Source organism: Nocardioides imazamoxiresistens (assembly GCF_032378595.1).
Classification (GTDB): Bacteria; Actinomycetota; Actinomycetes; order Propionibacteriales; family Nocardioidaceae; genus Nocardioides; species Nocardioides imazamoxiresistens.
In genome coordinates this window covers 110,618-128,543 of sequence record NZ_JAVYII010000011.1, presented here as the reverse complement: position 1 = coordinate 128,543, position 17,926 = coordinate 110,618, and the positions used below count along the sequence as shown (strand labels likewise).

At 74.5% G+C, this 17,926-nt stretch carries 18 protein-coding genes and 1 tRNA gene; 10 read left to right on the top strand and 9 right to left on the bottom strand.

The window, feature by feature from the left end; genetic code table 11:
- Positions 1 to 3: 3 nt before the first annotated feature.
- Together RDV89_RS19940 and RDV89_RS19935 are read left to right on the top strand one after the other, a co-directional pair.
- Positions 4 to 840 (top strand): Fpg/Nei family DNA glycosylase, encoded by an 837-nt coding sequence (locus RDV89_RS19940; RefSeq protein ID WP_315736028.1) that lies wholly within the window; start codon positions 4 to 6, stop codon positions 838 to 840.
- A 50-nt stretch (positions 841 to 890) separates the two neighbouring features.
- Positions 891 to 1,349: an MOSC domain-containing protein gene (locus RDV89_RS19935; protein WP_315736026.1), complete on the top strand. Its 459-nt coding sequence runs from the start codon at positions 891 to 893 to the stop codon at positions 1,347 to 1,349.
- A 5-nt stretch (positions 1,350 to 1,354) separates the two neighbouring features.
- On the opposite strand, the gene RDV89_RS19930 is transcribed toward RDV89_RS19935, so the two are convergent.
- The 3 genes from RDV89_RS19930 to RDV89_RS19920 form a co-directional block, all read right to left on the bottom strand.
- A complete protein-coding gene (locus tag RDV89_RS19930) occupies positions 1,355 to 2,965 on the bottom strand; it encodes an SLC13 family permease (RefSeq protein WP_315736024.1) in 1,611 nt (536 codons plus the stop codon).
- Positions 2,966 to 3,047: 82 nt separating this feature from the next.
- Entirely contained in the window at positions 3,048 to 3,887 is an 840-nt protein-coding gene (locus RDV89_RS19925; RefSeq protein WP_315736022.1) for a prephenate dehydratase, read from the bottom strand.
- A 79-nt stretch (positions 3,888 to 3,966) separates the two neighbouring features.
- Entirely contained in the window at positions 3,967 to 4,692 is a 726-nt protein-coding gene (locus RDV89_RS19920; protein ID WP_315736020.1) for a dihydrofolate reductase family protein, read from the bottom strand.
- Positions 4,693 to 4,850: 158 nt separating this feature from the next.
- Here RDV89_RS19920 and RDV89_RS19915 point away from each other — a divergent pair, with 158 nt between their 5' ends.
- Together RDV89_RS19915 and RDV89_RS19910 are read left to right on the top strand one after the other, a co-directional pair.
- Positions 4,851 to 7,349 (top strand): SCO7613 C-terminal domain-containing membrane protein, encoded by a 2,499-nt coding sequence (locus RDV89_RS19915; RefSeq protein WP_315736018.1) that lies wholly within the window; start codon positions 4,851 to 4,853, stop codon positions 7,347 to 7,349.
- A gap of 149 nt (positions 7,350 to 7,498) precedes the next feature.
- A complete protein-coding gene (locus tag RDV89_RS19910; protein WP_315736016.1) occupies positions 7,499 to 8,593 on the top strand; it encodes a Glu/Leu/Phe/Val family dehydrogenase in 1,095 nt (364 codons plus the stop codon).
- 62 nt (positions 8,594 to 8,655) lie between these two features.
- Here RDV89_RS19910 and RDV89_RS19905 read toward each other — a convergent pair whose 3' ends face one another.
- Together RDV89_RS19905 and RDV89_RS19900 are read right to left on the bottom strand one after the other, a co-directional pair.
- Positions 8,656 to 8,838 carry a DUF3073 domain-containing protein gene (locus RDV89_RS19905; RefSeq protein ID WP_315736014.1) on the bottom strand — a complete coding sequence of 61 codons (183 nt, stop codon included), beginning with the start codon at positions 8,836 to 8,838 and terminating at the stop codon, positions 8,656 to 8,658.
- Between the two features lie 172 nt (positions 8,839 to 9,010).
- A complete protein-coding gene (locus tag RDV89_RS19900; RefSeq protein ID WP_315736013.1) occupies positions 9,011 to 9,469 on the bottom strand; it encodes a GatB/YqeY domain-containing protein in 459 nt (152 codons plus the stop codon).
- A gap of 26 nt (positions 9,470 to 9,495) precedes the next feature.
- On the opposite strand from RDV89_RS19900, the gene RDV89_RS19895 reads away from it, so the two are divergent.
- The 3 genes from RDV89_RS19895 to RDV89_RS19885 all read left to right on the top strand — a co-directional run bounded on the left by RDV89_RS19895 (position 9,496) and on the right by RDV89_RS19885 (position 11,917).
- The gene (locus tag RDV89_RS19895) at positions 9,496 to 10,476 is read left to right on the top strand and encodes a metallophosphoesterase (protein ID WP_315736011.1); all 981 of its coding nucleotides are present in this window, start codon (positions 9,496 to 9,498) and stop codon (positions 10,474 to 10,476) included.
- Between the two features lie 77 nt (positions 10,477 to 10,553).
- Positions 10,554 to 10,627 (top strand) — tRNA-Pro (locus tag RDV89_RS19890).
- Between the two features lie 162 nt (positions 10,628 to 10,789).
- Positions 10,790 to 11,917, top strand: coding sequence for a hypothetical protein (locus RDV89_RS19885; protein ID WP_315736009.1), 1,128 nt, complete (start codon positions 10,790 to 10,792; stop codon positions 11,915 to 11,917).
- 82 nt (positions 11,918 to 11,999) lie between these two features.
- Here the strand turns inward: RDV89_RS19885 and fbaA are convergent, their stop codons facing one another.
- Positions 12,000 to 13,034: a class II fructose-bisphosphate aldolase gene (gene fbaA, locus RDV89_RS19880; protein ID WP_315736007.1), complete on the bottom strand. Its 1,035-nt coding sequence runs from the start codon at positions 13,032 to 13,034 to the stop codon at positions 12,000 to 12,002.
- A 202-nt stretch (positions 13,035 to 13,236) separates the two neighbouring features.
- Here fbaA and RDV89_RS19875 point away from each other — a divergent pair, with 202 nt between their 5' ends.
- Positions 13,237 to 14,880, top strand: coding sequence for a flavin monoamine oxidase family protein (locus RDV89_RS19875; RefSeq protein WP_315736004.1), 1,644 nt, complete (start codon positions 13,237 to 13,239; stop codon positions 14,878 to 14,880).
- A 4-nt stretch (positions 14,881 to 14,884) separates the two neighbouring features.
- Positions 14,885 to 15,703: a nitrilase-related carbon-nitrogen hydrolase gene (locus RDV89_RS19870; protein WP_315736002.1), complete on the top strand. Its 819-nt coding sequence runs from the start codon at positions 14,885 to 14,887 to the stop codon at positions 15,701 to 15,703.
- Between the two features lie 54 nt (positions 15,704 to 15,757).
- On the opposite strand, the gene RDV89_RS19865 is transcribed toward RDV89_RS19870, so the two are convergent.
- On the bottom strand, positions 15,758 to 16,195 hold the full coding sequence (locus RDV89_RS19865; protein WP_315736000.1) for an Hsp20/alpha crystallin family protein: 438 nt from the start codon (positions 16,193 to 16,195) through the stop codon (positions 15,758 to 15,760).
- Between the two features lie 132 nt (positions 16,196 to 16,327).
- On the opposite strand from RDV89_RS19865, the gene RDV89_RS19860 reads away from it, so the two are divergent.
- Positions 16,328 to 16,615 (top strand): heat shock protein transcriptional repressor HspR, encoded by a 288-nt coding sequence (locus RDV89_RS19860; RefSeq protein ID WP_315735998.1) that lies wholly within the window; start codon positions 16,328 to 16,330, stop codon positions 16,613 to 16,615.
- Positions 16,616 to 16,618: 3 nt separating this feature from the next.
- On the opposite strand, the gene RDV89_RS19855 is transcribed toward RDV89_RS19860, so the two are convergent.
- Positions 16,619 to 17,266, bottom strand: a complete 648-nt coding sequence (locus RDV89_RS19855) for a TrmH family RNA methyltransferase (protein ID WP_315736111.1) — start codon at positions 17,264 to 17,266, stop codon at positions 16,619 to 16,621.
- A 26-nt stretch (positions 17,267 to 17,292) separates the two neighbouring features.
- A partial coding sequence (locus RDV89_RS19850) for a DedA family protein (RefSeq protein ID WP_315735996.1) occupies positions 17,293 to 17,926 on the bottom strand: 634 nt, incomplete at its 5' end.

Here is a 17,926-nt window from a genome sequence, read left to right as displayed (position 1 = left end):
CGCGTGCCGGAGCTGCCCGAGGTCGAGACCGCCCGCGCGGTCGTCGAGCGCGCCGCGCTGGGACGCACGATCGCGGAGGTCGACGACACCGACACCTGGGAGTGCCGCCCGCACGCGCCGGGCGAGATCCGTGACGCGCTCCTGGGCCGCACCCTGACCGGGGCGCACCGGCGCGGGAAGTCGATGTGGTGCACGACGTCGGGCGACGCCGGCGAGACCGGGGACTCCGGGGGGGCCGAGGGGCCCGTCCTCGGCCTGCACCTCGGGATGAGCGGCCGGATCCTCGTGACCGGTCCCGACGACACTGACGAGGACGAGGGCGGCGACTACGCCGGCCGCGGCGGTCGGCGCCGCGACGAGAAGTGGTTCCGCTTCACGCTGCGCTTCGCCGACGGCGGGAGCCTGCGCCTGCTCGACCCGCGCCGGCTCGGGCGCGTGCGTCTCGACCCCGACCTGAGCGGCGTCGGCCCGGACGCCGGCGAGGTGGGCCGCGAGGAGTTCCGCCACCGGGTCGGTCGGGGCACCGCCCCGCTGAAGGCCCGGCTGCTCGACCAGTCCGTGGTCGCCGGCATCGGCAACCTCCTGGTCGACGAGACGCTCTGGCAGGCCCGGATCAGCCCGCAGCGCCCGGCCGGCGAGCTCGACGACGACGACCTCGACCACCTGCGCCGCACGCTGCGCGCCGCGATCCGCTCGGCGATCGCCAAGGGCGGAGTGCACACCGGCGAGGTGATCGCCCACCGCCGGGCGGGCGAGCACTGCCCCCGCTGCGGCGAGGCGATGGTGCGCGGCGAGGTCGGCGGCCGCACGACGTGGTGGTGCCCGCGCGAGCAGCGCTGAGCCCCGGCGCGTACGCCCGTCGCCACGGCGTGGCTGGCTACGCTCGCCCGGTGCCCGTCACCGTCGTCGCCCTCCACGTCGCGCCGGCGCACCGCGCGCCGATGCGGCGTCTCGACGAGGTCGAGGCGGTCGCCGGTCGCGGTCTCGTCGGCGACCGGTTCTTCGGCACCCGGCACCGCCACGTGACCGTGCAGGCCGCGGACGACCTGGACCGCGCGACGCTGACGCTGGGGCGCACGGTGACCCCGACCCGCACGCGCCGCAACGTCACCCTCAGCGCCGGGCCGCTGCCGACCACGCCGGGCTCGCTGCTGCGGGTGGGCGAGGTCGAGCTCGAGGTGGTGCGGGTCGCGGCCCCCTGCCGGATCATGGAGCACGAGCTGGGCGAGGGCGCCCAGGCTGCGCTCCGCCGCCGTGGCGGGGTCGTGTGCCGCCTGCTCGGCGGCGGCACGATCCGCCTGGGCGACGTCTGCGACCTCGACCCGCCCCGCGACGACCGTCTGTTCTGACGGCCTCAGCCGCCCAGTCCGAGGAGCGCCACCATCGCCGGGAGGATCGCGACGATGAGGACGGCACCGAGGACGTCGAAGGACACCCCGGTGCGGATCATCCGGGTGATCGGCACGACGCCGGAGCCGTAGACCACCGCGTTCTGCGGCGTGGAGACCGGCAGCATGAAGCCGAAGGACGCTCCGAACGTGGCCGCCAGCGCGGGCACGAACGGGTTGACGCCCGCCGCCACCGCGATCGGGATGACGATGGGCACCACGACCGCCGCCGCTGCGGTGTTGCTCGTCGTCTCCGAGACGACGATCGCCAGCACGACGGCGAACACCGTGATCGCGAAGACGCTGCTCAGCCCCATCGCGTCCGACGCCCCGTTGCCCAGGGTCTCCGCGAGCCCGGACGACTCCAGGAGGCTGCCGAAGATGATGCCGGTGCCGAAGAGCACGACCGTGCCCCAGTCGATCTTCGCCGCGTCGCTCCACCGCAGGGTGAACTCGCGCTCGGACCACCGGGTCGGCAGGAGGAACAGCAGCGAGGCGCCGAGGATGGCGACGACGCCCTCGTCGAGGCGCCCGCTCACGGTCTCGTAGGTCGACGACTCGGTGCCGGCGACGAGGGCGACGACGCCGGGGGTGATCCACAGGGTCACGGTGACGCCGAAGGCGACCAGCGTGTTCCGCTCCGCGACCGAGAAGCGTCCGAGGCGGGCCCGCTCCTCGCGGACGTACTCCTCCACGCCCTCCAGCCGCTTCGTCTCCGGACGGTTGAGCAGCAGGATGACGACCGCCAGCGCGACGAACATGGCTGCGCAGATCGGCGCGGCCATGATCATCCAGTCGAGGAACGAGATCCGCTCCCCGGTCGCCTCCTCGATCAGCCCGCGACCGATCAGGTTGGGCGGCGAACCCACGGGGGTCAGCAGGCCGCCGACGCTCGCGCCGTACGCCAGCATCAGCATCAGGGCGGCCCCGACCCGCAGGCGCAGCGGGTCGAAGTCCGCGGCCACCTCGCCGCGCTCCTGCAGCAGCTTGGCGATGACGGTCAGGATGCCGATGGCGGTCGGCAGCAGCATGGCGACGGTCGCGGTGTTGGACACGAACGCCGAGAGCAGGGCGGTGATCGCGCCGAACGCCACGATCACCCGCAGGGTGGACCGCCCGACGCCCGGCAGGCTGAGCACGAAGATGGCGAAGCGGCGCGCGACCCCGTGCTTGAGCATCGCCTGCGCCAGGATGAAGGCCCCGATGAACGTGAAGACCGTCGAGGACCCGAAGGGTGCGAGCGCCTCGTCGGCCGGCGCCACGCCCAGCACCACGATCGCCGCGATCCCGATGAAGCCGCCCACGGGGATCGGGACGGGTTCGGTCACCCACAGCACGATGACGCCCAGCAGGATCGCCGAGAGCGTGTGCTGGTCGCCGTCCAGGCCGGTCGGCAGCAGCCAGTAGCCGATCGCGAGGAGCGGGGCCAGCACGAGGCCGGCGGTGCGTCGTCGCCGCTCGAAGCGCTCCTCGCCCGGGGAGAGCTGCTGCTCCCCGAGGCTGCGGTAGGTCGAGGTGTCCCGGAACGCCTTGTCGACGTCCGTACGCCCTGCCGGTCGGTCCTGCGTCGAGGTCATCCGCCGCGCTCCCCCGTCGGTCCGCAGGTCCCTCGCAGACCCCCGGATGTGGTGCAGATCACACTAGGGGCAGGGTCCAACCTCAGCCGGCGCGGTGGGGGTCCGCCGGGTAGACACCGAGCACGCGCACGTCGGTGGTGAAGAAGCGCAGCTCCTCGAGCGCGCGGGCCAGCGCCGGCTCGTCCGGGTGCGCGTCGACCTCGGCGAGGAACTGGGTGGCGATGAACTCGCCGCCGACCATGTAGGACTCCAGCTTGGTCATGTTCACGCCGTTGGTCGCGAACCCGCCGAGGGCCTTGTAGAGCGCGGCGGGGATGTTGCGCACGCTGAAGATGAACGTGGTGACGACCGGGCCGTTCCCGGCGGGCGCCGGCCGGGGCTCGCGCGAGAGCACCACGAACCGGGTCGTGTTGTGGTCCTCGTCCTCGACGTCGGCGGCCAGCACCTCGAGGCCGTAGATGTCGGCGGCCAGCGGCGGCGCGATCGCGGCCTGGGACGGGTCGGCCGCCTCGGCCACCTCGCGGGCCGCGCCGGCGGTGTCGCCGGAGATCATCGGCGTCCACCCGTTCCCGGTGATGATCCGGCGGCACTGGCCGAGGGCGTGGACGTGGCTGTGCACCGTGCGGATCGTCTCCACGCTCGCGCCCGGCACCGCCATGAGGTGGAACTGGATGCGCAGGAAGTGCTCGGCGACGATGTGCAGGCTCGTGCCCGGCAGGAAGTGGTGGATGTCCGCCACCCGCCCGGCCAGCGTGTTGTCGATCGGGATCATCGCGAGGTCGGCGTCGCCGCGCTCGACGACGGCGAAGACCTCCTCGAACGACGCGCACGGCACGCTGTCGAGGTCGGGGTAGTGCCGCTCGCAGACGATGTGCGAGTTGGCGCCGGGCTCACCCTGGTACGCGATCCGTCGAGCAGTCACGAGGCGTCATCCTCGCACCGTCGCCCGCCGCGGCGCGCGCGGGTTTCCGCGTACGCCGCCGCTCGCCCGCCGCGGCGCCTCACCGCCGCACGAGCCAGCGGCCCAGCAGGGTGCCGTCCTCCTCGAGCAGCAGGTGCAGGTCGAGGGGCACGTCGACCGGCGGGCCCGCGGTGATCCGCGGCCGGTCGCCGGCCACCACCCGCGGCACCAGGGTCGCGCAGAGCTCGTCGGCCACGCCGCTCGCGAGCAGGTCGCGCAGCAGGTGCGGGCCGCCCTCGGCGTGCAGCCGCACGAACCCCTGCGCCACCAGCTGCTCGCGCAGCGCGACGAGGTCGACGCTGTGGGAGCCCAGCACCCACACGTTGTCCTCCCCGAGCAGCTCACGGGCCTCGTCGAGCCCCTCGGCTGCGCCGCAGGTGGCGAGCACGACCGCTCCCGGGGCCGCGCCCCGCAGGCGGGCCGGCACCTGGCCGCGGCGGCTGACCAGGACGATCGGCACCTGGGCGGGTCCGTAGCCCTCCGCCTCCGCCGTCCCGGCCCCGACCACGATGACGTCCGCGAGCGAGCGCAGCGCCGCGAAGACCCGGCCGTCGGCCTCGTCGTGGATGGAGTCGGAGCGCTCGGAGTCCCCGGTCGCGGCGCCGTCAAGCGTGCTGACCATGTTCACCCGCAGCCACGGGCCCGCCTCGGGCGCCGCGTAGGCGGCCAGGAGCTCGTCGTCGGACAGCCCGTCGGCGCCCGGGCCGCCCGGGACGCCACGGCCGCCCGGGCCGTCGGGGTGGTGGCGGTCCAGGAGCACGCGCACGTCGGTGCCTCTCGTTCGGGGGTCGGGCCGCCCAGGGTAGGCGCGGGGGTGTCACCCGACCGGGTGCGGCTGGTCGGCGCACGGTTGAGTACGGGCACTCAGGCCACCTGAGCAGCGCCGACGGTCCCGCGGGCCCTCGCCCGTGGCTGAATCGGGGCATGCGCTTCGCCGACCCCGCCCGCTGCCCCGACTGCCGCGGACTCGTGACCTCCGGGTCCACCTCCTGCTCGTCGTGCCGCCTCCCGCTGACCGGGCCGGCCGCCTGGGAGCTGTTCCGCACGCTGCAGACCGCCGACGAGCTGCTCGCACGGCTGCGGGCCACCCGGCCCGCGGTCGCCGCCGCGGCCGTCGCGGCGGGTGTCGCCGCAGGCGGGACCACGGCTGCGCGGGGCCCGGTCACGGCGGCCACGGTCGGGGCGTACCCGCGGCCGGCCGGCCCGGCGCCGAGCGCCCCGCCCGCCTCGCCCCCGCGCCGCGGGATGCTGGTCTCCGGGGTCCCGGCCGTCCTGCTCACCCTCGGTGCCGCCTGCCTGCTCGTCGGCTCGCTGGTCTTCCTCGCGATCGCGTGGGTGCTGCTGGGCGTGGGCGGGCGCACGCTCGTGCTCGTCGGCATGACGGCGGCCTCCGCCGCGGCGACGTACGCCGGCGCCCGGCGTCCGCTGCCGGCCGCGGCCGAGTCGTTCGCCGCGCTGACGGCCGGTCTGCTGCTGCTCGTGGTCGGGGGCGCCTCCGCCGCGGGCTGGCTGGCCGACGCGGACGGCATCACCCCCCTCGTGATGGGCACGCTGCTCCTCGCGGCGGGCGTCGGTACGGACGCCGCGGCCCGCGCCACCGCCCTCGGCCGCCTCGTCGCCGCCCAGCTCGCCGCCGTCCTCGGCGCGGTCCTGGTGGGCGTCGGGGTCGTCGTCGCGACCGACTCCGTCGCGCTCTCCCTCACCGTCGCGTCGGCGCTGCTCGGCCTGCTCGCCCTCCACGGCCACCTCGCGGCCCGGCCGGCCCTCCTCGCCGCCGCGGGGGCGCTCGGCGCCGGCGCCTGGGCGCTGCTCGCCGTCGTGGGCCTGGTGCGGGTCCTCGCGGACCCGACGTACGCCGCGCTGTGGGCCCGCGGCGACGTGTGGCCGCTGCTGGCGGCCACCGGCCTGGCCGTCGCCACCGCCCTGCTCGCGGGCCGGTCCGCAGCGCTGCGGCTCACGGCGGCCGCCCTCGCCGGCGGTGCCCTCGCGGTCGCCGTCCTCGGCGGCCTGCACGGCATCGGCACGGACGTCGCCACCGTCGGCTGGACCCTGCTCCTCGTCGCCGTGGCGGCCGCCGCCCACGTGGCGCCCACCGCCTGGCGCGGCGCGCTGGTGGGGCCCGCGGTCGTGGCGCTGGCGGTGCCCCTGACGGCCCTCCTGGCGACGGCCGGTCTCGCGCTGTCGCAGGTCGCGTCGGTGCGCCACCCGGCCGGCGCCGACGTCCGCCTCGATGCGGGCTCCGGCCTCCTCGACCTGCCGTGGGTGGCGCTCCTCGCCGCCCTCGGCGTGGCCACCGCCGGTGCGGTGGCCCTCGGGAAGCACGTCCCCGCCGCACGCGGGGACCGCGGGGGCGTGCTTCTCCTCGCCGTGACGGTCGTCGCGGTCACCGCCTGCTACCCGGTCCCGCTGGCGCTCGTGGCCGCCGAGCTGGTCGTGGCCGGCGCGGCCGCGCTGGGCCTCGCCGTCGTCCGGTCGCGCCGCGGTGCGGGCGCCGGGAGCGCCTGGCTGGTCGGCACCGCGCTCCTGCTCGTCGGCACCGCCGTCTCCTGGTCGAGCGACCTCCTCCTCGTCCTCGTGCTGGCGCCCTCCCTGCTCGCGCTCGTGGTCGTCGCGGTCCTCGGCGACCGGGTGGCGGGGGGCGTCGCCGAGGCGCTGGCGCCGCTGGGCGTGACCGTGCTCGTGCTGCGCCTGGGCGTCCTCCTCGACGTGCCCGCGGAGCCCGCGCGCCTGGTGGCGCTCGTCGTGCTCGGCGGCCTGTACGTCGCGCTGGCCCGCCCGGCGCTGCGGGTCGCCGCCGTCGCGGCCGCCGCGCTGCTCACCGGCCTCGTCGTCGACTCCCCGGACGCCGCAACCTGGCTCGCGGTGCACCTCACGGTCGTCGGCGTCGCGGCCGGCGTCACGGCGCTGCTGCGGGCCGAGGACCGACGCCCCCACGGCGCTGCGAGCGCCGGACTGCTGCTGGCCGCCTCCTGGGTGCGCCTGGCCGACGTCGGCGTCAGCACGCCCGAGGCGTACACCCTGCCCGCGGCGCTGGTCCTGCTCGCGGTCGGCGTGACGGCACTGCTGCGCGACCCGGCGCGGGCGACGGCCCCGGCCCTCGCCGGCGGTCTCCTGCTCGCCCTGGCCCCGACGACCCTGCTCGCCCTGGACGACCCCGCCACGCTGCGCGGGCTGCTCGTCGCCCTCGACGCCCTGCTGCTGGTCCTCGCCGGCGCCGGACTGCGCTGGAACGCACCGCTGGTGGCGGGCGCCGTGGTCGGCGCGCTGCTGCTGGTGCGGACGCTCGCGCCCTACAGCGCGCTGCTGCCGCCCTACGTCGTCATCCTCGGCGCCGGCGCCCTCCTCGTCGCGGTGGGCGTCACCTGGGAGAGCCGGCTGCGCTCGCTGACGCGCGGTCGGGCGTACCTCGCCCGCCTGCGCTGAGCGCGACGACCCGTGACGTCCCGGCCCCACACCCTGCGTGGTGACGTGGGCCACGCGCGGGCCTACGCTGGTCGGAGCGGCCGCGCCACCCCTGCTGCCGCGCACCGACCGCGTCGCCCACCCGCGCGACGCCCGACCCCAGGAGAACCATGACCGTCCCCACGGGCGAGACCGACGTCTTCGAGCTCGCCGCCGAGCACGAGCAGGTCGTCTTCGCGAACGATCCCGCGACCGGCCTGCGCGCCATCGTCGCCGTGCACTCCACCGCGCTGGGCCCCGGCCTGGGCGGCACCCGCTTCCACCCGTACGCCTCCACCGCCGACGCACTGCGCGACGTGCTCGACCTCTCGCGCGGGATGTCCTACAAGGCGGCGCTGGCCGGGCTCGACCTCGGCGGCGGCAAGGCCGTGATCATCGGCGACCCGCGGGCCGACAAGTCGGAGGCGCTGCTGCGGGCGTACGGACGCTTCGTCCAGTCGCTCGGCGGCCGCTACCGCACGGCCTGCGACGTGGGCACCTACTCCGAGGACATGGACCACGTCGCCCGCGAGTGCGACTACGTCACCGGCCGCACGGTCGCGCACGGCGGCGCCGGCGACAGCTCCGTGCTCACCGCGTTCGGCGTCTTCCGCGGCATGCAGGCCGCCGCCGAACGGGTCTGGGGCGAGCCCACCCTCGCCGGCCGCACGGTCGGCATCGCCGGCGTGGGCAAGGTCGGCAAGCACCTCGTCGACCTGCTGCGCACCGACGGCGCCGCCGTGGTGGTCACCGACGTGTACGCCCCGGCGGTCGCCGCGGTGCTCGCCGCGCACCCGAGCGGGGTGCGGGCGGTCGAGTCGACCGACGCCCTCGTGCGCGAGGACATCGACGTCTACGCACCGTGCGCCCTCGGTGGCGCGCTGGACGACGAGACCGTCACGACGCTGAAGGCGAAGATCGTGTGCGGCGCGGCCAACAACCAGCTGCCCCACGAGGGGTCGGCGGACCGCGTCGCGGACGCCGGCATCCTGTACGCCCCCGACTACTGCGTGAACGCGGGCGGGCTCATCCAGGTCGCCGACGAGCTCGAGGGATTCTCCTTCGAGCGCGCGCAGCAGCGCGCGGACAAGATCTTCGACACGATCCGACAGGTCTTCGCCGTCGCCGAGGCGGAGGGCGTGACGCCCGCGGTGGCCGCCGACCGGATGGCCGAGCGACGGATGCGGGACGTGGGACGTCTGCGAGGGATCTGGCTCGGCGCCTGACCGAGGTGGACGACGCCTGGGAGCTGCGGGACACCCGGAGCTCTCAGGCGCCGCTCACCGGGTCAGTCGCGCTGTGGCTCCGAGTAGTCGGACCACTTGTCGTACTCCTCGAACGAGTCCGACGAGTCATTGTTCGAGTCGCCATGCAGCTCCTTCGCCAGCGCACCGAGATCGGTGTCGTGGGTCCGGTACTTCAGGTCGCGTGCGACCTTCGCCTGCTTGGCCTTAGCTCGGCCGCGCCCCATAGGGTCGACCCCCTCGCGCTTGGCCGGGGCACATGGCTCCCGGGCTGTCCTGTGTGTGTCGTGGGGGCAACGCTACCTGTTCGGTGGTCGTTCCCGCACACTCGGTGCAGAATCCCGCGTACGCCCTGGGCGAAACCACCGTTTCCGCGCTCGCGGGGCCGGGACCGGGCGCTCAGGCGAGCTGGCGCCGCACCTCCGCCGCCACCGCTCCACCGTCCGCACGCCCCTTGACCTGCGGCTGGACGACACCCATGACCTTGCCCATCGCCTTCATGCCCTCGCCCGCGGAGCCGGTGGACGCGACCGCGTCCGCCACGATCCGCTCCAGCTCGGCGCCGTCGAGCTGCGCCGGGAGGTAGTCGGAGATCACGTCGGCCTCGGCCCGCTCCTTCTCCGCGCTCTCCGTGCGCCCGCCCTCGGCGAAGGCGTCGGCGGCCTCGCGGCGCTTCTTCGCCTCCTTGCCGAGGATGGCGAGCACGTCCTCGTCGCTCAGCTCGCGGGCCTCCTTGCCGGAGACCTCCGCGGTCGTCACCGCGGTCAGCACCATCCGCAGCGTCGAGGAGCGCAGGCTGTCGCGCGCCTTCATGGCGGTGGTGAGGTCGGCACGCAGACGGTCCTTGAGGGCGCTCATGCGGCCCATTGTGGCAGCCTGGGCGGGTGCCGCCCACCGAGATCCGCGCCGCGCGCACCCCGTCCCCCGCGGGGGCGCTGCGCGTCGCCGCGACCACCGTGGGCCTGGGGGTCGCCTGCGGCGCGGCCGCGACCGCGTACGGCCTGTGGGAGGCGCGGCAGTACACCCTGCGGCGCGTCGCGCTGCCCGTCCTGCCCGCGGGGAGCCGGCCCCTCACGGCGCTCCACCTGTCCGACATCCACCTCGTGCCCACGCAGGCCAGGAAGCTGGCGTGGCTGCGGTCGCTGGCCGAGCTCGAGCCCGACCTGGTCGTCGACACCGGCGACAACCTGGCGCACCCCGACGCCGTGCCCGCGCTGCTCGACGCGCTCGGCGGGCTGCTGGATCGGCCGGGGGTCCACGTGCGCGGCTCGAACGACTACTTCGCGCCCTCGCGCCGCAACCCCCTGCGCTACCTCCTGCCGGACGACGGTCGCCGCCACACCCACACCCCCCAGCTGCCGTGGCGCGACATGACGGCCGCCTTCGACGACGCCGGGTGGGTCGACCTCACCAACCGGCGTGCCTCCCTGCGCGTCGGCGACCTCGACGTCGCGTTCACGGGGGTGGACGACCCGCACCTGGGCTACGACGACCTCGACGCCGTCGCCGGTCCCGCCCGGTCCGGCGCGGGCGACGGGGCGGACCTCGCGCTCGCGGTGGCCCACGCGCCCTACCTGCGGGTGCTCGACCAGTTCGCCTCCGACGGGTACGACGCCGTCATCGCCGGCCACACCCACGGCGGCCAGGTGTGCCTGCCGTTCCTCGGCGCGATCACCACCAACTGCGACCTCGAGCCCGCCCGGGCCAAGGGACTGCACCGCCACCCGGCCGACTCGCGGCCCGGCGACGAGGGGTCCTCGTGGTTGCACGTCTCGGCCGGTCTGGGCACCGCGCCGTCGGTGCGGCTGCGCACGTTCTGCCGCCCCGAGGCGACCCTGCTGACGCTCGTCCCGCGCGCCGACTGACCGCCGTCGGGCCCGATTGGGGCGCCACCGTCCGCTCGGGTATGCTCGCGGACGCTCGTGCGCCGCAAGGCCACGATCGGGCTGTGGCGCAGCTTGGTAGCGCGCCTCGTTCGGGACGAGGAGGCCGCAGGTTCAAATCCTGTCAGCCCGACACCTCCGGCGGTCCGGATCCACTTCGGTGGATCCGGACCGCTTCTCATTTCGCTCACGTCCGTCGGTGGTCCGGGCGAGACGCCTGCCCGTGTAACGCGGTGTCACACGAGCCGGGCTCGTTCCCCCGTGCACGCCCCGCCGGCGTGGCAGACTCGCGCCCATGGCGAAGAAGGACGACGCGGCGCGGTCCGAGGAGGATCTCGAGCTGTCGCTGCAGCTGCCGTCCCTGCGCCGACGGCGCAAGCGGCGCGGGGACGAGGTGGCGGCGAAGCCGGAGCCGGAGCCCGTCGTCGAGCCGGCCGCCGAACCGGAGCCGGAGCCCGTCGTCGAGGCGGCCGCCGAACCGGAGCCGGCGCCGAAGCCCGAGCCGGAGCCGGAGCCGGAGCCGGAGCCCGAGCCGGAGCCGATCGCAGAGCCAACGGTCGAGACGCCGGTCGAGACGCCGGTCGAGACACCGGTCGAGACACCGGCGGAGCCTGCACCCGCCCGCCCCCGTCCCGGCCTCGCTGCCGCGCGCGAGCGCATCGGCGGCACGCTGTCCGAGCGGCTGGCGGCCCGCCGTCGACCGACCCGGCGCCCCGAGCCCGCGGCCGCAGCGCCGGAGCCGGAGCCGGAGCCGGAGCCGGAGCCGGTCATCGAACCGGAGCCGGAGCCCGCGCCGGAGCCCGTCGTCCAGCCCGTCGTGGAGCCGGAGCCCGAGCCCGAGCCCGAGCCCACCGTCATCCTCGAGCCCGAGCCCGAGCCGGAGCCGGAGCCGGAACCCACCGTCATCCCCGAGCCCGAGCCCGACGCCGAGCCGGCGGCGGCGCGGGAGAAGCGGCGTACCCTCCCGGCGCCCGTCGCCGCCCTGATCGCGCGCGCCCGCGGCCTCGAGCTGCCGCCGCTCCCCCGACTCGCCGAGACGCCGGCCGTACTGGCGTCCGGCGCGGCGACGGGCCTGCTCGCGGCTGTGCTGGGCCTCGTGGGTCGCGGCGTGCTCGGCCTGTTCGGCAGCGGCAGCGCACCGGGCGGCGCCACCCTGCTCATGCTGATCGCGGTCACGGCCGTCGCCTTCGTGGCGGGCACGCGGCTCCTGCGCGCCTGGGCCGTGCCAGACCCGACGACGACCAGCTTCCTGGCGGTCGGACTCGTCGCCCTGGTCCTGCTCGCGTTCCTGCTCGACAGCCTGTTCACCTGGCCGATGGCGCTCGTCGTGCCGGCGCTCTCGGTCGCGGGCTTCTGGCTCTCGCACTACCTGACGAACGTGCTCTCCGAGGGTGTCGAGGGCGCGGAGCCCGACAAGCGCTGAGACGCCCGGCGACCGGAACCACACCGGCCGCGGCGCCTCCGACGAGCGGAGGCACCACGGCCGGGTGCGGTGCGGGAGGGCGTCAGGCGCCGAGCGAGGTGCCCGCCGAGCTGAGGTTGCGGCAGGCCTCGACGATGCGCTCGGCCATGCCCGCCTCGGCGGCCTTGCCCCAGGCGCGGGGGTCGTACGCCTTCTTGTTGCCGACCTCGCCGTCGATCTTGAGGACGCCGTCGTAGTTGCGGAAGAAGTGGTCGGCGACCGGGCGGCTGTAGGCGTACTGCGTGTCGGTGTCGACGTTCATCTTGATGACGCCGTACTCGACCGCAGCGGCGATCTCCGCCTCGGTCGAGCCCGAGCCGCCGTGGAAGACGAGGTCGAACGGCTTCGAGCCGGCCGGCAGGCCGAGCTTCTCGACGACGGCCTCCTGCGCGGCCTTGAGGATCTCCGGGCGCAGCTTGACGTTGCCGGGCTTGTAGACGCCGTGCACGTTGCCGAAGGTCAGGGCCGTCAGGTAGCGGCCCTTCTCGCCCGTGCCGAGCGCGGCGACGGTCGCGAGCGCGTCCTCGGGGGTCGTGTAGAGGTGCTCGCCCATGCCGCCCTCGACGCCGTCCTCCTCGCCGCCGACGATGCCGATCTCGACCTCGAGCACGATCTTCGCGGCGGCGGAGGCCGCCAGCAGCTCCTCGGCGATGACCAGGTTCTCGTCGAGCGGCACGGCCGAGCCGTCCCACATGTGCGACTGGAACAGCGGGTTCTCGCCGCGGGCGACGCGCTCGGCCGACAGGGCGATCAGCGGTCGGACGAAGCCGTCGAGCTTGTCCTTGGGGCAGTGGTCGGTGTGCAGCGCGATGTTGACGGGGTACGACTTCGCGACCTCCGCCGCGTACGCCGCGAAGGCGGCCGACCCGGTGACCATGTTCTTCACCGACGGGCCGGAGAGGTACTCCGCACCGCCCGTGGAGATCTGGATGATGCCGTCGGAGCCCGCGTCGGCGAAGCCCTTGAGGGCGGCGTTCAGCGTCTGCGACGACGAGACGTTGATCGCCGGGTAGGCGAAGGACTTCTCCTTCGCCGCGTCCAGCATCTGTGCGTACACCTCGGGGGTGGCGATGGGCATGCGCGGTTCTCCTCGTTGAGCGGGTCGACGGGTCCGGTGGCGGAGCACTCCGCGCTCACCCTAGTGCCCGGTCGGGCAGCGGGTCCGCGAAGGCTGCGGGCGCGCTCACCGGGCATGATCGACACGGGACGATGCCATCGTCGATGGCCGCCGTGTCAGAAGATCTTGCGGCCGAGCGACTCTTTCACGCATGGTTCGTCTCGTGAGTGTCTCCATGTTCGGCCCCGACTTCCCGTTCGCCTTCGACGACTGGGTCCGCCACCCCGACGGCCTCGGCACGCTGCCCGAGGAGGCCCACGGCCTCGAGGTGGGCGTCGTGGGGGCCGGCCTGGCGGGCATGGTCGCGGCGTACGAGCTGATGGACCTCGGGCTGCGTCCGGTGGTCTACGAGCCCGGCCAGATCGGCGGTCGCCTGCGGACCCACCGGTTCGGTGGCGACGGGCCGGTGGCCGAGATGGGCGGCATGCGGTTCCCCAGCTCGAGCACCACGTTCTTCCACTACGCCGAGCGTCTCGGCCTGGCCAACCGCCCGTTCCCCAACCCGCTGACGCCCGCCGCCGGCAGCACGGTCGTCGACATCGGCGGCGAGACGTTCTACGGCCGCACGCTCGCGGACCTGCCCCCGGAGTTCGCCGAGATCTCCCGCGCCTGGGACGCGGCACTGGAGGAGATCGGGTTCACCGAGCTGCAGGACGCCATCCGTGAACGGGACGCGTCGCGGCTCAAGAAGCTGTGGGACGAGCTGGTGCCGGTCTGGGACGGGCGCACCTTCTACGACTTCCTCGCCTCCTCCGAGGCCTTCCGCCGCCTGCCCTTCCGCTCGCGGGAGATCTTCGGGCTGGTGGGCTTCGGCACCGGCGGCTGGGACAGCGACTTCCCCAACTCGATGCTCGAGATCCTGCGGGTGGTCCTCACCGACTGCGACACCGACCAGCGTCTCGTCGTCGGCGGCGTGGACCAGGTGCCCCGGCGGCTGTGGACCCTGCCCGTCTCACCGCACAGCCCCTGGCCGACCGGCACCACGCTGGCGACGCTGCACGCCGGCGCGCCCCGGCCGGGGGTCTCGGCGCTGGCGCGCGCCGAGGACGGTCGACGCTTCGCGGTCACGGACCGCTGGGGCACGGTGCGCCACCACGACGCGGTCGTCGCGACCTGCCAGACGTGGCTGCTCAGCACCAAGATCGACACCGAGGAGGCCCTGTTCTCCCAGGACCTGTGGATGGCGCTCGACCGCACCCGCTACATGCAGTCGTCCAAGACCTTCGTCATGGTTGACCGCCCGTTCTGGAAGGACGTCGACCCGACCACGGGCCGCGACGTGCTGTCCATGACGCTCACCGACCGCCTGACGCGGGGGACGTACCTCTTCGACAACGGGCCCGACGCCCCCGGCGTGATCTGCCTCAGCTACAGCTGGATGTCGGACGCGCTGAAGATGCTGCCCTACGACGTCGACCGCCGCGTCGAGCTGTGCCTCGGCGCGCTGGCGAAGATCTACCCCGACGTCGACGTGCGTCGCCACGTGATCGGCGAGCCCGTGACCGTGTCCTGGGAGGACGAGCCCGACTTCCTCGGCGCCTTCAAGGGCGCGCTGCCGGGGCACTACCGCTACAACCACCGGATGTACCGGCACTTCGTGCAGGACGACCTCCCGCCCGCCGAGCGCGGGATCTTCCTCGCCGGCGACGACGTCTCGTTCACGCCGGCCTGGGCCGAGGGCGCCGTGCAGACCGCGCTCAACGCGGTGTGGGGCGTGCTGCGGCACCTCGGCGGCACCACCTCGGCGGCCAACCCGGGCCCCGGCGACGCGTTCGCCGAGCTCGGGCCCGTCGACCTGGGAGACTGACGCCGTGGGTCCCTCGAGCGTCCGCGTCGCCGCCTGGCAGTGCGTGCCGCGCCCCCTCGACGTCGCCGGCAACCTCGCGCGCCTCGACGACGTCGCCCGGCGCGCGGCCGCCGAGGGCGCCGCCGTGCTGGTGGTCCCCGAGCTCTTCACGACGGGGTACGCGATCGGCGCGGCCGCCGTGGCCGACCTCGCCGAGCCCGCCGACGGACCCACGGCGGGCGCGGTCGCCGAGATCGCCGCCGCGCACCGGATCGCCGTCGTCCGGGGCTTCGCCGAGCGGGGAGCGGGCGGTGTCGTGCACAACGCCGCCGGTCTCGTCGGACCCGACGGACGGCTCCTCGCGGTCCACCGCAAGGTGCACCTGTGGGGGGAGGTGGACCGGGCCCAGTTCGCGGCCGGGGACGCCGCGCCGCGGGCGTACCGGCTCGACGCAGCGGCGGGTGAGGCGCTCGACGGCGTCGGCGTCGGGATGCTCGTCTGCTACGACGTCGAGTTCCCGGAGGCGACGCGGCGGCTCGCCGCACACGGCGCCCGGCTGCTGCTCGTGCCGACCGCCAACCCCGTCGGCTGCGAGGACGTGCAGGACGTGCTGCTGCGCGCACGGGCCCTGGAGAGCGGGTGCGCGATCGTCTACGCCAACTACTGCGGGCGCGACGAGCACCTTGTCTACGACGGCCGGTCGATGGTCGTCGGGCCCGACGGCGCCGTGCTCGCGGAGGCGACGACGCACGACGAGGAGCTCCTCGTCGCCGACGTCCCGCTGCGCGCGGCGGTCGGGGAGGCGTACCTGCGCGACCGGCGCGAGGACCTGTACCGCGACTGACGCACGGAGGCCGGGGTCCCGACGAGGGACCCCGGCCTCCGCGAGCGCTCGACCTCAGGCCTCGATCGCGCGCTCGCTCTCGGAGCCGGCGTGGGTCACCGCGATGCGACGCGGCTTGGCCCGCTCGGCCACGGGCACGACGAGCCGCAGCACGCCGTCGGTGTAGCCCGCCTCGATCCGGTCGAGGTCGAGGTTGTCGCCGAGGACCAGCTGGCGGGTGAACGAGCCCCGGGTGCGCTCGGTCGCGAGCATCTCCCAGTCGCCGTTGCGGGCGACCCGCTCGGCCTTGACCGTCAGGACGTTGCGCTCGACGTCGAGGTCGATGCTGTCCGGGCTCACGCCGGGCAGGTCGAACTCGATGACGAACCGGTCGCCCTCGCGCCAGGCGTCCATCGGCATGGCGGCGGGCCGGTTCGTCGTGCCGACGCCACCGAGGACCTGGGCGGCGAGGCGGTCGAACTCACGGAACGGGTCGGTGGTGCGCAGCAGCATCGTGCTTCCTCCTTCGATGATCGATCCTCACGGATCTGATGTCTGACGCATCAGAGAACCTGACATCAGCAATTCATATTCCATGGCATCCGACAATTCAAGTCCTGCGTCGGGGATGCGATGATGACGCGCATGGGTCGGCACACGGTGGGCGTGTTCGCGATCTCCGTCGCGGCGGAGATGGTGGAGATGCAGGCGCAGAGCCTGCGGGTCTACGAGCGACACGGCCTGGTGACGCCTGGCCGGACGGAGGGCGGCACGCGCCGCTACAGCCCCGCGGACATCGAACGGCTCGAGCGGGTCCGTGGCCTGCTCGACGAGGGCCTCAACCTGGCGGGCGTGGCCCGCGTGCTGCAGCTCGAGGACGAGGTCGCGCGGCTGCGGGCCGAGAACGCCCGGCTGCGCGCGGCGGACGGCTGAGGCTCAGCCGCGCCAGACCTGGGCGGCGGAGAGGTCGGCGTGGTCGCGCACCCAGGCGTGCATGGCGATCGCCGCGGCGGCGCTGGCGTTGATGGAGCGCGTGGAGCCGAACTGCGCGATGGAGAAGGTGCCGTCGCAGGAGGCGCGGGCCTGCTCCGAGAGCCCCGGGCCCTCCTGGCCGAACAGGAAGCAGACCTCGCGCGGGACGGCCATCGTCTCCAGCTGCGCGGAGCCGGGCAGGTTGTCGATGCCGAGCAGCGTCACACCGCGCTCGTGGAGGTACGCCGCCAGCTCCGGGACGTCGGCGTGGTGGCGCACGTGCTGGTAGCGGTCGGTGACCATGGCCCCGCGCCGGTTCCAGCGCCGGTTGCCCACGATGTGCACCTCGGCGGCCAGGAACGCGTTGGCGCTGCGCACGATCGTGCCGATGTTGAAGTCGTGCTGCCAGTTCTCGATCGCGACGTGGAAGGCGTGCCGCCGCGTGTCGAGGTCGGCGACGATCGCCTCGAGGCTCCAGTAGCGGTAGCGATCGACCACGTTGCGGCGGTCACCGTCGGCGAGCAGCTCCGGGTCGTAGCGCTCGCTGGCCGGTCCGCTCGGCCACGGACCCTCCCACGGTCCGACGCCGACCTCCGCCGGCCCGTGCGGCATCGGGTCGTAGGGCGCGCGCTCCTCGCTCACGCCTCGCCGGGCTCCTGGTCGCTCGGGTTGCGCAGGTGCCGGGCGCGTCGGATGGAGCGCACGCGCGCCAGCACGAACCAGGCCACGGCGACCACGACGACCGCGATCACGACCTTCTGCACGACGCCCATGTAGGGCTCGACGCGGTACCACTGGTCACCGGCGAAGTAGCCGGCCATCACCCAGATCGAGTTCCAGATCAGGCTGCCCAGGGTGGTCAGCAGCAGGAAGATCCCGACGGGCATCCGTTCGATGCCGGCGGGCACGGAGATCAGGCTCCGGAAGATCGGCACCATCCGGCCGAAGAAGACCGCCTTGCGACCGTGCTGGGCGAACCACGCCTCCGTGCGCTCGAGGTCCTCGGTCTTGACGAGCGGCATGCGCTCCCAGATCCAGTACATCCGGTCGCGGCCGAACACGACGCCGAGGTAGTACAGCGCGAGCGCACCGATCACGGAGCCCGCCGTCGTCCAGCCGATCGCCTCGGCGAGCGTGAACTCCCCGTGCGCGGCCGTGAACCCCGCCAGCGGCAGGATGACCTCGCTCGGCAGCGGCGGGAACAGGTTCTCCACCGCGATGGCGATGCCGGCACCGATCGGGCCGATCTTCTCCATCAGGTCGACCGCCCAC

Coding starts and splice junctions, on each gene's coding strand:
- RDV89_RS19885 (WP_315736009.1), top strand. CDS start 10,790: ATGGCGAAGAAGGACGACGCGGCGCGGTCCGAGGAGGATCTCGAGCTG.
- RDV89_RS19905 (WP_315736014.1), bottom strand. CDS start 8,838: ATGGGGCGCGGCCGAGCTAAGGCCAAGCAGGCGAAGGTCGCACGCGAC.
- RDV89_RS19915 (WP_315736018.1), top strand. CDS start 4,851: ATGCGCTTCGCCGACCCCGCCCGCTGCCCCGACTGCCGCGGACTCGTG.
- RDV89_RS19930 (WP_315736024.1), bottom strand. CDS start 2,965: ATGACCTCGACGCAGGACCGACCGGCAGGGCGTACGGACGTCGACAAG.
- RDV89_RS19865 (WP_315736000.1), bottom strand. CDS start 16,195: ATGCTGCTGCGCACCACCGACCCGTTCCGTGAGTTCGACCGCCTCGCC.
- RDV89_RS19860 (WP_315735998.1), top strand. CDS start 16,328: ATGGGTCGGCACACGGTGGGCGTGTTCGCGATCTCCGTCGCGGCGGAG.
- fbaA (WP_315736007.1), bottom strand. CDS start 13,034: ATGCCCATCGCCACCCCCGAGGTGTACGCACAGATGCTGGACGCGGCG.
- RDV89_RS19900 (WP_315736013.1), bottom strand. CDS start 9,469: ATGAGCGCCCTCAAGGACCGTCTGCGTGCCGACCTCACCACCGCCATG.
- RDV89_RS19910 (WP_315736016.1), top strand. CDS start 7,499: ATGACCGTCCCCACGGGCGAGACCGACGTCTTCGAGCTCGCCGCCGAG.
- RDV89_RS19855 (WP_315736111.1), bottom strand. CDS start 17,266: ATGCCGCACGGGCCGGCGGAGGTCGGCGTCGGACCGTGGGAGGGTCCG.